Below are 19489 nucleotides of genomic sequence, written 5' to 3'. Positions count from 1 at the left end.
GCCGCCCTCCTGACCGCCTACGACGATCTCCACATCGCCGCCACCAACAGCCCCAACGCCACCGTCATCGCAGGCGACGCCACCCAGCTCGACCACCTGCTCAGCACCCTCGACGCACGAAGAATCCCCGTCGACTACGCCTCCCACAGCCCCCACGTCCACCGCCTCCGCGACGAACTCCTGGCCCTCCTCGACGGCATCCGCCCCCAGCCCGCCGCCATCCCCCTCTACTCCACCGTCACCGGCAGCGCCGACCTCACCCCCGAGTACTGGTTCGACAACCTCGCCAACCCGGTCCGCTTCCACCAGACCCTCACGAAGCTCCTGGCCGACGGCCACACCACCTTCGTCGAGGCCAGCCCCCACCCGGTCCTGACGACGGCCGTCCAGGACACCCTCGAACACCCGTCGCTGCTGGTCACCGGCACCCTGCGGCGGCACAAGGGCACCCTCGGGCAGTTCCACCTCAACCTGGCCGCCCTCCACGCCGACGGCCACCCGGTCACCTGGCACCTGCCGGAGGAGGGCGTCACCGACCTGCCGACGTACGCCTTCCAGCGCGAGCGCTACTGGCTGACCGGACCGTCGGTGGGCGGCGACGCCGGGGGCCTGGGCCTGGACGCCGCCGAGCACCCGTTCCTGAGCGCCGCCACCGTGCTGGCCGAGACGGGGGCGCTGGTCGTCACCGGCCGCGTCTCCCGCGACTCCCACGGCTGGCTCGCCGACCACTCCGTGCGCGGCACGGCGCTGCTCCCCGCGACGGCGCTGCTCGAACTCGCCCTCCAGGCCGGGCAGCTCTCCGGCGGCGTGTTCCGCGTCGAGGAGCTCACCCTCGAAGCCCCGCTCCACCTGCCCGAACGCGGCGGCGTGCGCCTCCAGGCGGAGGTGAGCGCCGCCGACGAGTCCGGCCGCCGCCGGGTGACCGTGCACTCCCGCCGGGGCGGCGACCCGGAGTGGACCCGGCACGCCGCCGGAACCCTGGCCCCGCCCCCGCCCGGCGAACCGGCCGCGGTGACCACCTGGCCGCCACCCGACGCCGTCCCGCTGGCCGTCGACGACCTCTACGACCGGCTGGCCGACCTCGGCTACGAGTACGGTCCCGCCTTCCGCAACCTCACCGCGGCCTGGCGGGCGGGCGACACCGTCCACGCGGAGGTCCGCCTGCCCGAAGGCCACGAGGACGACGCCGCCCGCTTCGCCCTCCACCCCGCCCTGTTCGACGCGGCCATGCACGCCATGGCCCTGGGCGGCTTCCTCGGCGAGGGGGTGCGGCTCCCGTTCACCTGGTCGGGCGTCGACCTGTTCGCCACCGGCGCCACCACCCTCCGCGCCACCCTCACCCCCGCCGGCGACGACACGGTCGCCGTCACCCTCGCCGACCCGACGGGCGCGCCGATCGCCCGGGTGGAGTCCCTGAGCCTGCGCGCGGCGCCCACGGCACGGACCACCGAACCCACGTCCCTGTACGAACCGACCTGGGCCGAGGTCCCCTTGGCCGCGAGCCTCCCCGCTGACGTGACCGTGATCGAGTGGCCCGCCTCCGGCGCCGACGGCGAGGTCCCCGAGGCCGTGGCCGCGAACGTGCGGGCCCTGGTCGACCGGCTGACCGCCTGGCTGGCGGAGCAGGCCGACCCCGCGTCGCGCCTGGCGATCGTGACCAGGAACGCGGTGGCCGTGCGCCCCGGCGACCGCGTCGACCTGGCGGCGGCCCCCCTCTGGGGGGTGGCGAGGTCGGCCGCGACCGAGAACCCCGGCCGGATCGTGGTCGTCGACGTCGACGACGACTCGGCCGCCGCCCTCCCGGCGGCCCTGGCCGGCGGCGAGCCCCAGATCGCCCTCCGCGACGGCGTCGCCCTGGTCCCCCGGCTGGCCCACGTGGGGCGGTCGACCGCGCTCGACCTCCCCGACGGCCCTTGGCGGCTGGCCACGCCGGGCGGTTCCCCCGACGACCTGCACGCCGCGCCCTTCCCCGAGTCCCTGGCCCCGCTGGCCCCGCACCAGGTCAGGATCGAGGTCCGGGCCGCCGGGCTGAACTTCCGCGACGTCCTCACCGCGCTCGGCATGGTCCCGTCGGCCACGCCGCTCGGCGCGGAGGCGGCGGGTGTCGTGCTGGAGACCGGGGCGGCGGTCGCCGGTCTGGCCGTCGGCGACCGGGTCTTCGGTCTGGTGCCGGGTGCGGTCGGGCCGGTCGCGGTCGCCGACCACCGGCTGCTCGCCGCGATCCCGGACGGCTGGTCGTTCGCCGAGGCGGCGAGTGTGCCGGCGGTGTTCACCACCGCCTACCACGGGCTGGTCACCCTGGCCCGGGTCCGGCCGGGGGAACGTGTGCTCGTCCACGCCGCCGCGGGCGGGGTGGGGCTGGCGGCGCTGCAACTGGCCCGGCATCTGGGCGCGGAGGTGTACGCCACGGCGAGCCCGGCCAAGTGGGCCGCGCTGCGTGCCCTGGGCGTGCCGCCGGAGCGCATCGCCTCCTCCCGCACCGACACGTTCGCGGCGAGGTTCGGCGCGGTCGACGTGGTGCTGAACTCGCTGACCGGCGACCTCCTGGACGCCTCGCTCGGCCTGCTGCCGCCGGGCGGCCGGTTCGTCGAGATGGGCATCGCCGACCCGCGCGACCCCGGCGTGCTGGCCGGGGAGGGGATCGTGTACCTGCCGTTCGAGCTGCTCGACATGCCGGTCGAGGAGGTGGCCGGCGCGTTCCGGGGGGTGCTGGAGCTGTTCGCGTCGGGGGCGCTGCGCCCGTCGTGGGTCGCCACCTGGGACGTGCGGCAGGCTCCGGCCGCGTTCCGGCACTTCGCCCAGGCGGCCCACGTGGGCAAGCTGGTGCTCACGCTGCCGCCCGTACGGGAGGGGACGGTGCTGGTCACCGGCGGGACCGGCACGATCGGCGCGGCGCTGGCCCGGCACCTGGTGACCGCGCACGGTGTGCGGCACCTGCTGCTGACGAGCCGGCGCGGCCCGGACGCGCCGGGCGCGGCCGGCCTGGCCGCCGAGCTGACCGAGGCGGGGGCGGAGGTGCGGATCGCGGCGTGCGACGCGGCCGACCGCGCCGCGCTGGCCGGGTTGCTGGCCGGCGTCCCGGACGACCGGCCGCTGCGCGCGGTGGTCCACACGGCCGGGGTGCTCGACGACGGCGTGCTCGCCTCGCTGACCCCGGAGAAGATCGAGGCGGCGCTGCGCCCCAAGGTCGACGCCGCCTGGAACCTGCACGAGCTCACCGGCGACCTCGACGCGTTCGTGTTGTTCTCCTCCGCGTCGGGGCTGCTCGGCGGCGCGGGCCAGGCCAACTACGCCGCCGCCAACGTCTTCCTCGACGCCCTCGCCGCGCACCGCAGGGAACGCGGGCTGCCCGCGACCTCGCTCGCCTGGGGCATGTGGCGGGAGGCCAGCGGCATGACCGGGCACCTGGGCGCGGCCGACCTGGCCCGCATCGCCCGGGGCGGGCTCACGCCGATGCCGGCCGAGGAGGGGCTCGCCCTGTTCGACGCCGCCGTGCGGGCCGACCGGCCGCTGCTGGTCCCGGCCGTGCTCGACGAGGCCGCGCTGCGGGCGCGGGCCGAGGCCGATGAGGTGCCGCCGGTGCTGCGCGGGCTGGTGCGCGCGCAATCGGTGCGCAGGGCCGCCCGCCACGCGCCCGTCTCACCCGCCGGCCTGGCCGACCGGCTGGCCGCGCTGCCGGGGCCCGACCGGGAGCGGGCGCTGCTGACCCTGGTCAGGGAGCAGGTGGCGGCCGTGCTCGGGCACTCCGGGATCGACGGGGTCACCGCCGACCAGGCGTTCAAGGAGATCGGTTTCGACTCGCTGACCTCGGTCGAGCTGCGCAACCGGGTGGCGGCGGCGACGGGGCTGCGGCTGCCCACCACGCTGGCCTTCGACTTCCCCACCCCGGCCGCGCTCGCCGCCCACCTGCGCGGCCTGCTCGCCCCCGGCACCCCTGACGACAGCCCTGACGACACGGCGGCCGAACTCGACCGGCTGCTGGCCTCGGTGACCGCCGGCGGACCCGGCTTCGCGAAGATCAGAGACCGGCTGCGCGCGGCGTTGTGGCGCTGGGAGGAGGGCTCCCGCCCCGCCGAGGAGCCCGGCGACGACCTCGCCGCGGCAACCGACGAGGAGCTGTTCCGCACCCTGGACGAGGAACTCGACCCGCTGTGACCCCTGGAGACGACATGACCAGCAACGAGGACCGGCTGCGCGAGTACCTCAAGCGGACCACCGGCGACCTGCGCCAGGCCCGGCGCCGCATCCGCGAACTGGAGGACCGGGAGCACGAACCCATCGCGATCGTCGCCGCCGCCTGCCGCCTGCCCGGTGGCGCCGACAGCCCCGAGGCGCTGTGGCGGCTGCTCGACGAGGGCGTCGACGCCGTCGGCGGCTTCCCCGCCGACCGGGGCTGGAACCTCGACGCGCTGTACGACCCCGACCCGGACCACGCCGGGACGGCGTACACGAAGGAAGGCGGTTTCCTGTACGACGCCGCCGGGTTCGACGCCGCCTTCTTCGGCCTGGGCCCGCGCGAGGCGACCGCCACCGACCCGCAACAACGGCTGCTGCTGGAGACGGCCTGGGAGACCGTCGAACGGGCCGGGATCGCGCCGGGATCGCTGCGCGGCAGCCGGACGGGCGTGTTCGCCGGAGTGGTGTCGCAGGCCTACGTGCCGCCGCCCGACCGGGTCCCGGACGGCTACGAGGGCCACCTGATGACCGGCAACGCGACCAGCGTCGCGACCGGCCGGATCGCCTACCACCTGGGGCTGGAGGGCCCGGCGGTGACCGTCGACACGGCCTGCTCGTCGTCGCTGGTGGCCATGCACCTGGCCGCCCGGTCGCTGCGGAGCGGCGAGTGCGACCTGGCGCTGGCCGGCGGGGTCACGGTGATGGCCACGCCGGTGCTGCTGGTGGAGTTCAGCCGCCAGCGCGGGCTGGCCCCCGACGCCCGCTGCAAGGCGTTCGCCGCCGCCGCCGACGGCACCGGCTTCGCCGAGGGCGTCGGCCTGCTCCTGCTGGAACGCCTCTCGGACGCCCGGCGCAACGAGCGGACCATCCTGGCCGTGCTGCGCGGCTCGGCCGTCAACCAGGACGGCGCGTCGAACGGCCTGACCGCGCCCAACGGCCCCACGCAGGAACGGGTGATCCGGGCCGCGCTCGCCGACGCCCGTCTCACCCCCGAGCAGGTCGACGCCGTCGAGGCCCACGGAACCGGCACCCGCCTGGGCGACCCGATCGAGGCGGGGGCGATCCTTTCGACGTACGGGCGGAACCGGGACGAGCCCCTGTGGCTGGGCTCGGTGAAGTCGAACATCGGCCACACGCAGGCCGCCGCCGGGGTGGCCGGGGTCATCAAGGTCATCGAGGCGCTGCGGCACGAGAGACTCCCCCGCACCCTCCACGTGGACGAGCCGACCCCGCACGTCGACTGGGAGAGCGGCGCGGTCCGCCTCCTCACCGAGCCCGTGCCGTGGCCCCGGGGCGACCGGCCGCGCCGGGCCGGGGTCTCGTCCTTCGGCATCAGCGGCACCAACGCCCACGTCGTCATCGAGGAGGCGCCCGCGCCGCCGCCGCCGGAAGACGCCGGACCCGGTTCCCCCGCCGCTCCGTGGCCGTTGTCCGGTCGCACCGAGACCGCCCTCCAGGCCCAGGCGGCCCGCCTCCTCGACCACCTGACCACCCGCCCGGACCTGGACGACAACCGCGTCGGCCGCACCCTGGCGCTGGGCCGGACCCCGCTTCGGCACCGGGCGGTCGTGCTGCCCGGCGACCGCGACCAGCGCCTGCGCGCCCTGGCCGACCTCGCGGCGGGCCGCACGTCGCGGCACGTGGTCCGCGCGGTGGCCGCCGAACGCGCCGGGACGGCGTACCTGTTCACCGGCCAGGGCAGCCAGCGCCCCGGCATGGGCCGCGGCCTCCACGAGGAGTGGCCGGTCTTCGCCTCCGCACTGGACGAGGTCGCCGCCGCGTTCGCCCCCCACCTGGACCGCCCGCTCGAAGATCTGCTGTTCGGCGGCGACCCGGCCGCCCTCGACCGGACCGAGCACGCCCAGCCGGCCCTGTTCGCCCTGGAGGTCGCCCTGTTCCGGCTGCTGGAGCGGCTCGCCCCGCCGCCCGCGCGGGTGGCCGGGCACTCGCTCGGCGGGCTGGCCGCCGCGCACGCCGCCGGGGTGTTGTCACTGGAGGACGCCTGCGCCCTGGTCGCCGCGCGGGCCCGGCTGATGCAGGCCCAGCCCGGGGGCGGCGCGATGACGGCCGTCGAGGCGACCGAGGCCGAGGTCGCCGAGGCGCTGGAGGCCTACCGGGGGCGGGTCGACCTGGCCGCCGTCAACGGCCCCACCGCCGTGGTGATCTCCGGGGACGCGGACGCGGTCACCGAGATCGCCGCCGGGTTCACCAGGCGGGGCCACCGCACCCGCCGGCTCCGGGTCGGCCACGCCTTCCACTCGCCCCACATGGACGGGGCGCTGGCCGCCTTCCGCGCGGCGGCGGCCCGGGTGACCTTCCACGAACCGGTCATCCCGCTCGTGTCGGAGGTGACCGGGCGCGAGGCGGCGTACGGGGAACTGAAGGACCCCGGCTACTGGGTGCGCCACCTGCGCGGCACGGTCCGGTTCGGCGACGTGGTCGCCTCCCTGCGCGCCGCCGGGGTGACCACGTTCGTCGAGGTCGGCCCCGACGCCGTGCTCACCCCGATGGCGGCCCGCGCGCTGCCGGACGACGCGCTCGTGCTCCCGGCGCTGACCAGGGACAGGACCGAACCGGAGGCGGTGGCGTCGCTGGTCGCCCGGCTGCACGCGGCGGGCGGCGAGGTGGACTGGTGGGCCTGGCACACCCCGGGCCCGCCCGCCGACCTGCCGCCCTATCCCTTCGAACGCGAGCACCACTGGTGGGGCTCGGAGACCCGGCCCGGCCGCCCGGAGGCGCCATCGGCCGAGACCTCCCTGCTCGACCTGGTGCGGGTGCACGCCGCCGAGGTGCTCGGCCACGCCGCGCCCGACCTGATCGGCCCCGAGGACAACTTCCTGCACATCGGCTTCTCGTCGTTCAGCGCCCTGGAGGTGCGCAACCGGCTGTGCGAGGCGACCGGCCTGACCCTGCCGCCCGTGCTCCTGTACGACTACCCGACCCCCGCCGCCGTGGCGGGCTTCCTGGAGGAGCGGCTCACCACGTGACGGGCAACCGGTGGATGCCCTGAACCGAGCCGCCCGGCTTGACCCCGAGCGCCTCCACGGGCTCGGTGAGGCGCAGGCCGGGCAACCGGGTGACCAGCTCGCGCAGCCCGATCTCCAGTTCGGCGCGGGCCAGGTTCTGCCCGATGCACTGGTGCACGCCGTGCCCGAAGGCCAGGTGCCCGCGCGCGTCGCGGCCGAGGTCGAGCGTGTCGGGGTCGGCGTAGACGCGCTCGTCCCGGTTGGCGGCGGCGTTGGGCAGGTAGACGGCGTCGCCCGCGCGGATGGTCACCCCGCCGACCTCGATGTCGGCGGCGGCGACCCGCTGCAGTTCGTCGGCGACCGACAGGAACCGCAGCAGCTCCTCGACGTGGTCCTTGGTCCGGTCGGGGTGGTCGCGCAGCACGGCGAGCTGGCCGGGGTGCTCCAGCAGGGTCAGGATGCTGAGGGCCATCATGTTGGCGGTCGTCTCGTGCCCGGCGACCAGCAGGAACATCGAGATCGAGGAGACCTCGGCGCGGGTGAGCTGCCCGGTCGCCAGCCGCTCCGTGATGAGGGTGTCGACCACGCCCTCGCCCGGCTCGGCGAGCTTCAGGTCGATCAGCTCGTCGAAGTAGGCGGTGAGCGCCACGGCCGCGTCGGCCGCGTCCTGGGCGCTGCTGGTCGCCATCAGCATCTTCCTGGTCTGCGCCTCGAAGAAGTCGTGGTCGCCGTACGGCACCCCGAGCAGCTCGCAGATCACGGTCGAGGGCACCGCGAGCGCGAAGTCGGGCACCAGGTCGGCCCCCGGCCCCTTGTCGAGCAGCGCGTCGATCCGCTCGGTGACGATGCGCAGGATCACCGGCCGCAGCTTCTTCAGCCCGTTGACGGTGAAGCTCGGCGCGAGCATGCGCCGCTGCACGTCGTGCTCGGGCGGGTCCATGCCGACGAGGGCGACCAGCTTGGAGGCGGCCATCCGGGGCACCAGCACCGGGAAGTCGGCCCGCGACCGGTCCGACGACAACCGGGGGTCCAGCAGGAGCGCCCGCGTCTCGGGGTGCCCGGTGATCACCCAGGCGATCCGGCCGTCGTACAGGCGGACGGGTGCGGCGACGCCGGTGGCCCGCAGCCGCTCGTATCCGGCGGGCGGGTGGTAGGGGCAGCCGCGGTTCATGGGGAAGTCGGGGATCTCACTCATCCGTTCCTCGCACAGTCTCGGTAAGTGGCTCGGTGGGTGGTGCGACGGAGTATGAACGGCGGCGCTGAAGTCGTGCTGAATTCAGCCGCGCTTTAACGGGAGCGGAGGGTCCTCGTGATGGGGTTGGACTGTGGGAGCCGAGACGATCTCGCGGGTGCGGGCGCGTCCGGTGGTCGTCCCGATGGCGCGGCCGTTGCGCACCGCGTCGGGGTCGGCCACGGCCGCTCCGCTGGTCCTGTTCGACGTGGTCACCGACGGCGGCGTGACCGGGCGCTCCTACGTGTTCGCCTACGATCCGGCGTTGCTGCCCGCGCTCACCTCCGTGGCCGGGGAGCTGGGCCCAGGGCTGACCGGGAAGGCGCTCGCGCCCGGCGCCCGGATGCGGGAGTTCCAGGCCCGGTTCCGGCTGCCCGGCATGCAGGGCGTCGCCGGCATGGTGGTGTCGGGGATCGAGATGGCCCTCTGGGACGCCCTCGGCCACCTCACCGGCCTGCCGGTCGCCACGCTGCTCGGCGGGGAGCCCGCGCCGCTGAGGGCCTATGACAGCTACGGGATGATCGACCCCGTCCAGGAGGAGGAGGCCCTCCGGGGCTCGGTCGAGAGCGGGTTCCGGGCGGTCAAGATCAAGCTCGGCCACCCCGACGCCGCCCGCGACGGCGGCCTCGCTGCCCGTCTCCAGCCACCTGTTCGTCGAGGCCAGCGCGCACGCCATGACCGTCACCCCGACGGCCGGCTGGGTGGAGCACCTCGACCTCGCCGGGCCGGTCGTGCGGGAGCCCCACCGGCCGGTCGGCGGCCGGATCACGGCGCGGGGGCCGGGGCTGGGCATCTCCTGGGACGAAGAGGCGGTCGCGGCGTACACGCCGAGGTTTTGACCGTTTCTGGATTGTGGCGAAAAACGTATTCTGCCTACGTTTTTGGGATGAAGATCCTGGTCGTGGGGGCAGGAGCGGTCGGCGGATTCTTCGGAGGCCGCCTCGTTCAGGCGGGCCGCGACGTCACCTTCCTGGTCCGCCCCAAACGGGCCCGGCTCATCGAGGAGCGCGGGCTGCGGATCGTGGGCCTGGGCGAGGACACGACGCTCCACCCGCACACCGTCCTGGCGAACGAGATCACCTCGACGTTCGACCTGGTTCTGGTCTCGGTCAAGGCCGCCGCGCTGCGGTCGGCCATGGACGACTTCGCCCCGGCGGTCGGCCCCGGCACGCTGATCCTGCCCGTGCTCAACGGGATGCGGCACATCGACGAGCTCGCCGGGCGGTTCGGCGAGCGGAGGGTGCTCGGCGGGGTCGTGATGGTGAGCACCACCCTCGACGCCGACGGCGACATCCTGCGGCTCGCCGACGTGCAGAGCCTGACCTACGGCTCCCGCGCCGGGCCCGCCCCCGACGAGCTCGTCGGCGTGCTCGGGGGCGCGGGCTTCGAGACCCGCCTCGCGGCGGACATCATCGGCGACATGTGGGCCAAATGGGTGTTCATCGCCGCGACCGGCGCGGTGACGTGCCTCATGCGCGCGACCGTCGGGGAGATCGCGTCCACCCCCGGCGGGGTGGAGTTCGCCCGCGCGGTCGTGGCCGAATGCGCCGCCGTCGCCGAGGCCGCCGGCCATCCCGTGCCGCAGGAGTCGCTCGGCGGCACCCGCCGGACGGTGACCGCGACCCACTCGTCGCTGACGTCGTCGGCCTACCGCGACCTGATCCGCGACCGGCCCGTGGAGGTCGAGGAGATCTTCGGCGACCTGGTGCGGCGCGCCCACCGGTCCGGCACGCCGGTCCCGCTGCTCAGCCTGGTCACCCTCAACCTCCGCGTCTACCAGAGACGACGAGCGTGAACCCGCGGTTCGGCGACTACCAGAACGAGATCTACGCGGACGGCCTGCGCGGGCGGGTCCCGCCGCTGCCGATGGCCTTCGCCGACCTGGAGGCCAGGGCCGAGGCCGCGCTGCCGCCGTCGATCTGGTCGTACGTCGCGGGCGGCGCCGGCGACGAGCACACCCAGCGGGCCAACGTCGCCGCCTTCCGCCGCTGGGGCCTGCTCCCGCGCATGCTGGCCGGCGCGGTCGAGCGCGACCTCCACATCGATCTGTACGGCATGCGGCTCCCCACCCCGATCTTCCTGGCCCCGATCGGGGTCGTCGGCCTGTGCGCCCAAGACGGCCACGGCGACCTCGCCACCGCACGGGCCGCCGCCCGGACCGGCGTCCCGATGATCGCCTCGACCTTCTCCGTCGACCCCCTGGAGGAGGTGGCCGGGGAACTGAACCCCGCGCCCGGCCTCTTCCAGCTCTACACCCCCGCCGACCGCGACCTCTCCGAGAGCCTGATCCACCGCGCCGAGGCGGCCGGTTTCCGCGCCCTCGTCGTCACCCTCGACACCTGGGTGACCGGCTGGCGTCCCCGCGACCTGAGCACCGCCAACTTCCCCCAGCTCAGGGGCCACTGCCTGGCCAACTACACCACCGACCCGGTCTTCCGGTCCAAGCTCCCCCGCACGCCGGAGGACGACCCTCAGGCCGCCACGGCGTACTGGGCGAGGATCTTCGGCAACCCTCTGACCTGGGACGACCTCCCGTGGCTCCGCTCGGCCACCAGCCTGCCGCTGCTGCTGAAGGGCATCTGCCACCCCGACGACGCCCGTCGCGCCCGGGACGCCGGAGCCGACGGCGTCTACTGCTCCAACCACGGCGGCCGCCAGGCCAACGGCGGCCTGCCCGCCCTCGACGCCCTCCCGGAGGTGGTCGAGGCCGCCGGGGACCTGCCGGTGTTGTTCGACTCGGGCGTGCGCTCGGGGGCCGACGTGGTGAAGGCGCTGGCCCTCGGCGCGACCGCCGTGGGCATCGGCCGCCCTTACGCCTACGGGCTCGCGCTCGGGGGCGCCGACGGGATCGTCCACGTGCTGCGGACGATCCTCGCCGAGGCCGATCTGATCATGGCCGTGGACGGTTACCCGGCCATCGCCGACCTGACCCCCGAGACGCTCCGGCCGGTAGCACCCTGATCATGACGCTGCACTGGTCATTTGCCGCCAAATCCGGATCCCCATCGATAAAGCCGGAAAAATCACTCTTCAGGGTGAAAAACACCCAAGCCGGCGGGGAATGGTCAGGACCAGGGGACCGGACTCAAGGGCGGCGTCGATGAGACCGTGGGCGCAGATCAAGGAAACGCACACCGCTGCGGTGATCTTCCTCGGCGACCGCGTCTTCAAGATCAAGAAGCCGGTGGATCTCGGCTTCCTGGACTTCACCACGCTCCAGGCCCGGCGTGCCGGCTGCCAGGAGGAGGTCGCGCTCAATCGGCGGCTCGCCCCCGACGTCTACGAAGGCGTCGCCGACGTGGTCGGCCCGGACGGCCGGATCTGCGACCACCTGGTGGTGATGCGGCGCATGCCCGACGACCGCCGCCTCGCCGCACTGGTCCGCTCCGGACAACCGGTCGAGGAGCACCTCCGGCGCATCGCCCGCCTGCTCGCCAACATGCACGCCCACTCCCCGCACCGCCCCGAGATCGACGAACAGGGCGGACGGCAGGCGCTGCGCGCCCGGTGGACGGCGAGCTTCGACCAGGTACGCGCGCTGCCCGACGTGCCGGCCCTCGACACCCTCGACGAGATCGAACGCCTCGTGCTCCGTTTCCTGGACGGCCGCGAACCCCTGTTCGAGCTCCGCGTCGAGGAGGGCCGCATCGTGGACGGCCACGGCGACCTGCTGGCCGAGGACGTCTTCTGCCTGGACGACGGCCCTCGCATCCTGGACTGCCTGGAGTTCGACGAGCGGCTGCGTTTCCTGGACGGCCTGGACGACGCGGCCTTCCTGGCCATGGACCTGGAGCGGCTGGGCGCGCCCCGGTTGTCGGAGCTGTTCCTGGCCTGGTACGCCGAGTTCTCCGGCGACCCCGCCCCGCCCGCGCTCTGGCACCACTACCTCGCCTACCGGGCCTTCGTCCGCGCGAAGGTGGCCTGCGTGCGGCAGCGGCAGGGGGACTCCGGCGCCGGCCGGCAGGCCCGCGAGCTCGCCGACCTCACGCTGCGTCACCTGCGGGCGGGCGCGGTCACGCTGGTCCTTGTCGGCGGCCCGCCCGGCACCGGCAAGTCGACGCTGGCCGCCGAACTCGCCGACCGGCTGGGCTACGTGCTGCTGAGCAGCGACCGGATCAGGAAGGAGCTGGCCGGCCTCGCCCCGGAGGAGTCCGCGTCCGCGCCCTTCGAGGAGGGCCTGTACAGCCCGGAGTGGACCGAGCGCACCTACGCCGAGCTGCTGGCGCGGGCCGACCTGCTGTGCGCGCACGGCGAGCCGGTCATCCTCGACGCGTCCTGGACCGACCCCGCCCACCGGACGGCCGCCGGACAACTCGCCGAGCGTATCCGCGCCGACCTCGTGGCCCTGCGGTGCGCCGCGCCGCCGCAGGTCGTGGCCGAGCGCCTGGCCCACCGTACAGGCGGGGTCTCCGACGCCGACCGGGCGATCGCCACCGCGATGGCCGCGCGGACGGCGCCCTGGCAGGGCGCGGTCGAGATCGACACCGGCGCGTGCCCGCCGCGGCCGGTGGAACGGGCGCTGGCGGCGGTCCACGCCCGCTGGGACACGGCTCCCCGGCGGTTCAGGCGTCCCCAGATGGAGCCGGGCTGATGCGTGCCACTGTCGAGCAGGTGCTGAGCCGGCCGTGGTGAACATGGCCGGCGTCGACGTGACCAGAATCCACGCCGTCGTCTTCGACACCGACGGAGTCGTCACCGACACCGCCAGAGTGCACGCCGCCGCCTGGAAACACGTGTTCGACGCCTTCATCCAGGACAACTGCGGGCGGGGCGCTCCCCGGTTCGACATCCGCGCGGACTATCTGCGCTACGTGGACGGCAGACCACGATCGGACGGCGTGCGCGCCTTCCTGGCCTCACGCGGGATCACCCTGCCGGAGGGCGGGCCCTCGGATCCGCCTGGTGCGCCCACGGTCCACGGTCTGAGCCGCGCCAAGGACGAGCTGTTCGTCCGGGAGCTGGACCGACGGGGAGTCACGGTGTTCCCGTCCACCGTCGCGCTGGTCGGCGCGCTGCGGCGGAGCGGATGCCGTACCGGGGTGGTGTCGGCCAGCCGGCACTGCCGTCAGGTGCTGACGGCGGCGGGCGTCACCGGCCTGTTCGACGTGCTGGTCGACGGCGACGACATGGCCCGGCTCGGTCTGCCCGGTAAGCCCGACCCGGCGCTGTTCCTGGAGGCGGCGGCGCGCCTCGGCGTCGCTCCGGCGGAGACCGCGGTCGTGGAGGACGCGCTGGCAGGGGTGCGGGCGGGGCGGCGGGGCTCCTTCGGGCTGGTCGTCGCGGTCGATCGGGGAGGGCAGGCCGAGGCGCTCAGGGCGGCCGGGGCGGACATCGTCGTCACCGACCTGGCCGCGCTGACGATCACGCGATCCTCGGCGGGCGCCTCGTGAACCCCTGGAAACTGGTCTACGACGGATTCGACCCGGCCGCGGAGGGCCTCCGCGAGGCGCTGTGCACCCTGGGCAACGGCTACTTCGCCACCCGGGGCGCCGCTCCGGAGGCCGCGGCCGACGCCGTGCACTATCCCGGCACCTACCTCGCCGGATGTTACGACCGTCTGACTTCCAGGATCGCCGGAAGGGACGTGACCGACGAGTCATCGGTCAACGCCCCGAACTGGTTGCCCCTCACCTTCGCCACGCCGGACTCCGACTGGTTCGCCACCGGGGACGCCGACCTGCTCGGTTATCGGCAGGAGCTGGACATCCGGCACGGGGTGCTGCACCGGGCCCTGCGCTACCGCGACGGGCACGGCCGTTGCACCGAGGTCCGGCAGCGGCGGCTGGTCTCCATGGCCGACCCCCACCTGGCCGCCCTGGAGACCACCTTCACCGCCGAAAACTGGTCGGGGACCATGCGGGTGCGCTCCGCCCTGGACGGCCGGGTGGCCAATCGCGGCGTGCGGCGCTACCGCGACCTGCGCGGCGACCATCTGACCGGCCACGCCACCGGCCAGGCCGGGGACACCACCTGGCTGCGCGCGCGGACCCGCTCTTCGGAGATCACGATCGCTCTGGCCGCCCGGGTGGAATCGGACGAGGGCCGCGGCGAGCCGGTCCAGGAGCCCGGCTGGATCGGGGAGCGGTACGACCTCCTGCTGGAACCGGGAGTGCCCCGGACGATCGTCAAGACAGTGGCGCTGGCCACCTCCCGCGACCACGCGATCGCCGACGCGCGCTCCGCCGCGCTGCGCAGGGTACGGCTCGCGCCGGACTTCGCCCCCCTGCTGGCCCGCCACCGCCTGGCCTGGGACCGGCTGTGGGAACGCGCCCGGCTGGACCTGGACGACCTGGAGGACACGCATCACCTGAACCTGCACACCTTCCATCTCCTGCAGACCCTCTCTCCGCACAGCGCCGACCTCGACGTGGGGGTCCCGGCGCGCGGGCTGCACGGGGAGGCCTACCGGGGACACGTCTTCTGGGATGAACTGTTCGTCCTTCCCTGGCTGAACGTCCGGTTCCCCGAGATCAGCCGCTCCGCGCTCCGCTACCGCCACCGCCGCCTGCCCGAGGCCCGCGCCGCCGCCCGTGAACTCGGCCTGCCCGGCGCCATGTTCCCCTGGCAGAGCGGCAGCGACGGCCGGGAGGAGACGCCGCTGCTCCATCTGAACCCCCGCTCGGGCCACTGGCTGCCGGACAACTCCCGGCTTCAGCGCCATGTCGGGCTCGCCATCGGCTACAACGTGTGGCAGCACTACGCGGCCACCGGAGACCTGGAGTTCCTCGCCGGGTTCGGCGGGGATCTGCTGATCGAGACCGCCCGGCTCGCCGCCGCGACGGCCCGGCTCGAACCCACGTCGGGCCGGTACGAGATCCACGGCGTCATGGGCCCGGACGAGTACCACGACACCTACCCCGGCGCCGCTCGCCCCGGTCTGGACAACAACGCCTACACCAACATCATGACCGTCTGGCTGCTCTCGCGCGCCCGGGAGACGCTGAGCCTGCTGCCCCGGTTGGAGCGCGACGAGTTGACGGCGCGGCTCGCGCTCACCAGCGAGGAACTCGCCCGCTGGGAGGACATCACGCGCCGGATGCGGGTGGACTTCCACGACGGCGTGATCAGCCAGTTCACCGGATACGCCGACCTGCCCGAACTGGACTGGGAGCGCTACCGGGGCGTACGGAGGCTCGACCGCGCGCTGGAGTCCGTCGGCGACAGTCCGACCCGCTACCGGGCCGCCAAGCAGGCCGATGTGCTCATGCTGTTCTACCTGCTCACCGCGGAGCAACTGCGGGAGATCCTCGACCGGCTCGGATACGAACCGCCACCGGAGATGATCCAGGACACGGTCGCCTACTACCTGGACCGCACCTGCCACGGATCCACGCTCAGCGCCGTCGTGCACGCCTGGGTGTTGTCCCGATCCGACCGCACCCGATCATGGCGCTTCTTCGCCGAGGCACTGGGCAGCGACCTGGCGGACGTCCAGCGCGGCACCACCGCCGAGGGCATCCACCTAGGCGCGATGGCCGGCACCCTGGACCTGGTCCAGCGCTGCTACCTGGGCCTGGAAGTCCACCACGGCGAACTCCATCTGAACCCGCTGCTGCCCGACCGGTTCACCCTGCTCTCACTGCCGATCCGGGTACGCGGCGCCACCGTCTCCATCGACATCGACCACGACAAGGCCCGGATCTCCCGCGCCGACGACGGTCCCGCCCATCTGAGCGTGACCGTACAGGGCCAGTCCGTCCTGCTCCGGCGCATGTGCCACCGCGTCTTCTCCCTTCGGGCGAGAAGGGGGGAGACCACCGGCCCACCGGACGGATGAGCCGGCGTCTTTACCGAGCCTCGACCTTTTGTGCCGGGAGTGTTCGGTTACGGGGTGGAAGGACTCGGTGGGAGACGCCGTTCACACCCGAAACCGGAGATGAGGAGTCATGGTCAGACTCCGGGACTTCCTGCAGCGGTTCCGTCCGGCGGGAGCCCCGGGACCGGCCGCGCCCGCGAGTGTCCCGGCCGACGTCGCGGCGGAACTGGAGGCTGAGCTCACCCCGGTTTTCGCCGCCCTCGCCGGCACCGAAGCGGAGTGTCAGACCCTGCGTGCGGCCGCCGAGGTGGCGGGACGGCGGATCCGGGCCGCCGCCCGGGAAGAGGCCGAGGCGATCATCTCGGCGGCTCGCTCCAACGCCGCGGCCGAACGTGCCGGGGCCGCGACCGCGGCGGACGTCCGGCTCGCCGCCGAGAACCGGGCCACCGACGCCGAGGCCGAGCGGGAAGCCGCCCGGATCCGCGGTCAGGCGCGGGAGCGGCTGCCCGGCCTGATCGTGCGGGTCACCGAGATGCTGCGGGTCGTGGGGCGGCGGGCGTGAGCGCGTCATGGGTGGCCGGAACCACCCGTGCCAGGGCCCTGGTACGACGGCGGGTGGGCAGGGCGGGCGCGCTTCGGCTGGCCGGCGCCGGATCGGTCCCGGCGGCGGTGTCAGCCCTCGCCGGAACCCCCTATGGGCACGAAGTGCGCGCCGGAGACGGGCTGGAGGAGGCCCAGCACGCCGTTCTCGCCACCCTGCTGTGGCATGTCCGGGTGCTCGCCGGATGGCTGCCGCGCGACGGCACGCAGATGCTGCGCCTGCTCGCCCGATGGTTCGAGATCGCCAACACCGACGAACTGCTGCACGGCATGGCCGGAGGCGCGCCGGGACCCGAGTTCGACCTCGGCGCGCTCGCGACGAGCTGGCCTCGGCTGCGGGAGGCGGCCACACCGGGTTCCGTCGCCTCGATCCTGGCGGCATCGCCCTGGGGCGACCCCGGCGGGACCTGCCCGCAGGCCGTCCAGCTCGGGATGCGCCTGTCCTGGGCCGTCCAGGTGGCCGAGCAGATCGACGGGACCACGCCCTGGGCGGCGGGCGCGGTCGCGCTGTTGACCGCCTCGGAGCGCCACGTCGCCGGGCGCGAGCTCACCGGCATGGGGCGGGACCGAGCCGTCGCCCTGCTCGGGCCGGAGGCCGTGGGCGCGTCCTCCCTGTCGGCGCTGGCGGCCCGTCTCCCGTCCACCTCCCGCTGGGCGCTGGACGGTCTCGACCAGCCGGACCTGCTGTGGCAGGGCGAGGAACGCTGGTGGGCACGGGTGGAGTCGGACGGGCGGGCGCTGCTGGCCGACCCGGTGTTCGGCCCCGCGCCGGTGCTGGGCGTGGTCGCGGTGCTGGCGTGCGACGCCCACCGCGTGCGGGCGGCTCTGGAGCTGGCCTCGCGCGGCGGGCACCCCCTGGAGGCCCTCAATGGCCGATGAGAGAACGTGGCGGGACGCCCTGCGCCCGATCCGGATGGAACGTGTGGCTCTGGTCGCTCCGGTGACCGCCCTCCGCGACATGCTGGTGCTGGTCGCCGACGCCGGAATGGTCGAGCTCACCGTCCCGCCGCCGACCGGCCGCACCCGCGCCGACGGGCCGGAACCGGAGGCTCAGCTCCGGGAGTACGCGGGTGCGGCCGTGGTACACGACGGGGTGGCCGCGCTGGCCGGGTGGATGCCGCGGGTGGCCGTGCCCGCGCTGGCCGGACGCCTCGCCCCGGTGGGCGGGGCGGTGGTGCCGCTGCCCCGGCCACCCGGCGTGCTCGCCCCTTCCCTGCTGCGCCGCCAGGGGCTGCGCGGCTCCCTCGCGCCGCTGGTGGAGACCTACACGACGGTGCCGTACGAGGATCTGGACCCCACACCACTCGCCTTCCTGGCCTACGTCCTGATGTTCGGGATGATGTTCGGCGACGCCGGGCACGGGCTGCTGGTGCTGGCCGGGGCCGCGCTGCTGCGCTTCCACCCGCGTCTGGCGCGGTTCCGGCGCGCCTGGCCGTTCGCCCTCGGCGCCGGGCTGACCAGCATCGTCTTCGGCCTGCTGTACGGCGAGTTCTTCGGCCCCACGGGGGTGCTGCCCGTGTTGTGGCTGGAGCCGCTGTCCCACCCGATCCCGCTCCTGCTCGCGGCGCTGGGCGCCGGGGCCGTCCTGCTCGCCGTCGCCTTCGTGCTGGGTGCGATCAACCGGTGGCGGGAGGGCGGCTGGCCGTCCGCCCTGTACGCCCCGTCGGGGATCGCGGGCGCGGCGGTGTTCGCCGGGCTCGGTCTGGCGGCGGCGGGCTGGTACCGCCATGCCGGCGGGCTCGCCTGGACGGGGGCGCTGGTCGCGGCCTGTGGGCTGGTGCTGGCGTTCGCCGGGTTCCTGGCCGAGGGCGGGGGCGGGCCGAGCGGGGTGGCCCAGGCCGCCATGCGGCTGTTCGACGTGGTCGTCGGTCTGGGATCGAACCTGGCGTCGTTCGCCCGGCTGGCGGCGTTCGGGCTGATGCACGCCGCCATCGGGTGGGTCGTCTGGCAGGGCGCCACCGGGTTGTGGGGGCCGGCGCCGCTGGTCGCGGCCGGCGTCTTCGTCGCCGGGAACGCGGTCGCGTTCGCGCTGGAGGCGCTCGTGGTCGGTGTTCAGGCACTGCGCCTGGAGTACTACGAGCTGTTCTCCCGGATCTTCCAGGCCGAGGGCCGCCCGTTCCGGCCCTGGCATCTTCCGACCGCGTCCGGGGAGGACGAGGCATGCGCACCTGGTTCCGGCGCGCCGTCCTGACGACGAGCGGCCTCATCCTGATCGCCGCGACCGTCGTCCTGGTCATGGCGCTGATCGGCGGCCCCGCGTCCGCGACCGGGGCCGCCCCGCCGGTGACCGGCAACTGGGCGGCGCTGCTGGGCGCGGCGATCGCCGTCGCGGGCTCCTCGATCGGCGCGGGCATCGCCGTGGCGTACACGGGGGCGGCGGCGCTGGCCGCGATGAGTGAGCGCCCCGAGTTGTTCGGGCGGGCCATCGTCATCGTGGGGCTCGCCGAGGGCATCGCCGTCTACGGCCTGGTGATCGGCATCATCCTCATCGGGCGGGCGTGATGGCGCGGATCGCGGTGATCGGGGAGCGGGCGCGGGTGCGGGGCTTCGCCCTCGCGGGCGCGGTCGTGTCGCCCGCCGAGGATCCCGACGCGGCCCGCGCCGCGTGGGACGGCCTGGCCGCCGACGTGGCCGTGGTGATTCTCACCCCGCGTGCCGCGGCGGCGCTGCCCCGCGACGGCGGGCCCTTGCGGGTGGTGATGCCGTGACTCCTCTCTCTGGAGCGCTCGGCCCGGTGGCGGCCCGCCTGCTCTCCGACGC

At 74.6% G+C, this 19489-nt stretch carries 13 protein-coding genes; 12 read left to right on the top strand and 1 reads right to left on the bottom strand.

Features of this window, described 5'->3' with window-relative positions; genetic code table 11:
- Together AW273_RS06290 and AW273_RS06285 are read left to right on the top strand one after the other, a co-directional pair.
- On the top strand, positions 1-4155 hold a 4155-nt coding region (locus AW273_RS06290), incomplete at its 5' end, for an SDR family NAD(P)-dependent oxidoreductase (RefSeq protein ID WP_157555590.1).
- Positions 4156-4169: 14 nt separating this feature from the next.
- Positions 4170-7163 (top strand): type I polyketide synthase, encoded by a 2994-nt coding sequence (locus AW273_RS06285; RefSeq protein ID WP_062346098.1) that lies wholly within the window; start codon positions 4170-4172, stop codon positions 7161-7163.
- Here the strand turns inward: AW273_RS06285 and AW273_RS06280 are convergent.
- Positions 7153-8337: a cytochrome P450 gene (locus AW273_RS06280; protein ID WP_062346096.1), complete on the bottom strand. Its 1185-nt coding sequence runs from the start codon at positions 8335-8337 to the stop codon at positions 7153-7155. The genes AW273_RS06285 and AW273_RS06280 overlap by 11 nt on opposite strands.
- A 130-nt stretch (positions 8338-8467) precedes the next feature.
- Between AW273_RS06280 and AW273_RS37775 the strand changes: the two genes are divergently transcribed.
- The 10 genes from AW273_RS37775 to AW273_RS06230 all read left to right on the top strand — a co-directional run bounded on the left by AW273_RS37775 (position 8468) and on the right by AW273_RS06230 (position 19437).
- Positions 8468-10168 carry a 2-dehydropantoate 2-reductase gene (locus AW273_RS37775; protein WP_198168024.1) on the top strand — a complete coding sequence of 567 codons (1701 nt, stop codon included), beginning with the start codon at positions 8468-8470 and terminating at the stop codon, positions 10166-10168.
- A complete protein-coding gene (locus tag AW273_RS06270; protein ID WP_062346092.1) occupies positions 10165-11334 on the top strand; it encodes an alpha-hydroxy-acid oxidizing protein in 1170 nt (389 codons plus the stop codon). Before AW273_RS37775 ends, AW273_RS06270 begins: the two co-directional genes overlap by 4 nt.
- 139 nt (positions 11335-11473) lie before the next feature.
- The gene (locus AW273_RS06265; RefSeq protein ID WP_232327105.1) at positions 11474-12964 is read left to right on the top strand and encodes a bifunctional aminoglycoside phosphotransferase/ATP-binding protein; all 1491 of its coding nucleotides are present in this window, start codon (positions 11474-11476) and stop codon (positions 12962-12964) included.
- A 43-nt stretch (positions 12965-13007) separates the two neighbouring features.
- Positions 13008-13763, top strand: a complete 756-nt coding sequence (locus AW273_RS06260; RefSeq protein WP_062346186.1) for an HAD family hydrolase — start codon at positions 13008-13010, stop codon at positions 13761-13763.
- Complete coding sequence (locus AW273_RS06255) at positions 13760-16150, top strand: glycoside hydrolase family 65 protein (RefSeq protein ID WP_063909851.1); 2391 nt, start codon at positions 13760-13762, stop codon at positions 16148-16150. Before AW273_RS06260 ends, AW273_RS06255 begins: the two co-directional genes overlap by 4 nt.
- Positions 16151-16259: 109 nt before the next feature.
- Positions 16260-16691, top strand: a complete 432-nt coding sequence (locus AW273_RS37005) for a hypothetical protein (RefSeq protein ID WP_062346089.1) — start codon at positions 16260-16262, stop codon at positions 16689-16691.
- Positions 16688-17608, top strand: coding sequence for a hypothetical protein (locus AW273_RS06245; RefSeq protein ID WP_063909850.1), 921 nt, complete (start codon positions 16688-16690; stop codon positions 17606-17608). Before AW273_RS37005 ends, AW273_RS06245 begins: the two co-directional genes overlap by 4 nt.
- Complete coding sequence (locus AW273_RS06240) at positions 17598-18920, top strand: V-type ATPase 116kDa subunit family protein (protein ID WP_198168023.1); 1323 nt, start codon at positions 17598-17600, stop codon at positions 18918-18920. Before AW273_RS06245 ends, AW273_RS06240 begins: the two co-directional genes overlap by 11 nt.
- Complete coding sequence (locus tag AW273_RS06235) at positions 18890-19231, top strand: ATP synthase subunit C (protein WP_083949538.1); 342 nt, start codon at positions 18890-18892, stop codon at positions 19229-19231. The genes AW273_RS06240 and AW273_RS06235 overlap by 31 nt, the downstream gene beginning before the upstream one ends.
- On the top strand, positions 19231-19437 hold the full coding sequence (locus AW273_RS06230) for a V-type ATP synthase subunit F (protein WP_062346085.1): 207 nt from the start codon (positions 19231-19233) through the stop codon (positions 19435-19437). The genes AW273_RS06235 and AW273_RS06230 overlap by 1 nt, the downstream gene beginning before the upstream one ends.
- Positions 19438-19489: the final 52 nt, after the last annotated feature.

Origin of the sequence: Herbidospora yilanensis (genome assembly GCF_001570565.1) — a bacterium.
Taxonomy (GTDB): domain Bacteria; phylum Actinomycetota; class Actinomycetes; order Streptosporangiales; family Streptosporangiaceae; genus Herbidospora; species Herbidospora yilanensis.
Note: the sequence above shows the minus strand (reverse complement) of the source record. Positions and strands in the feature narration are given on the sequence as shown.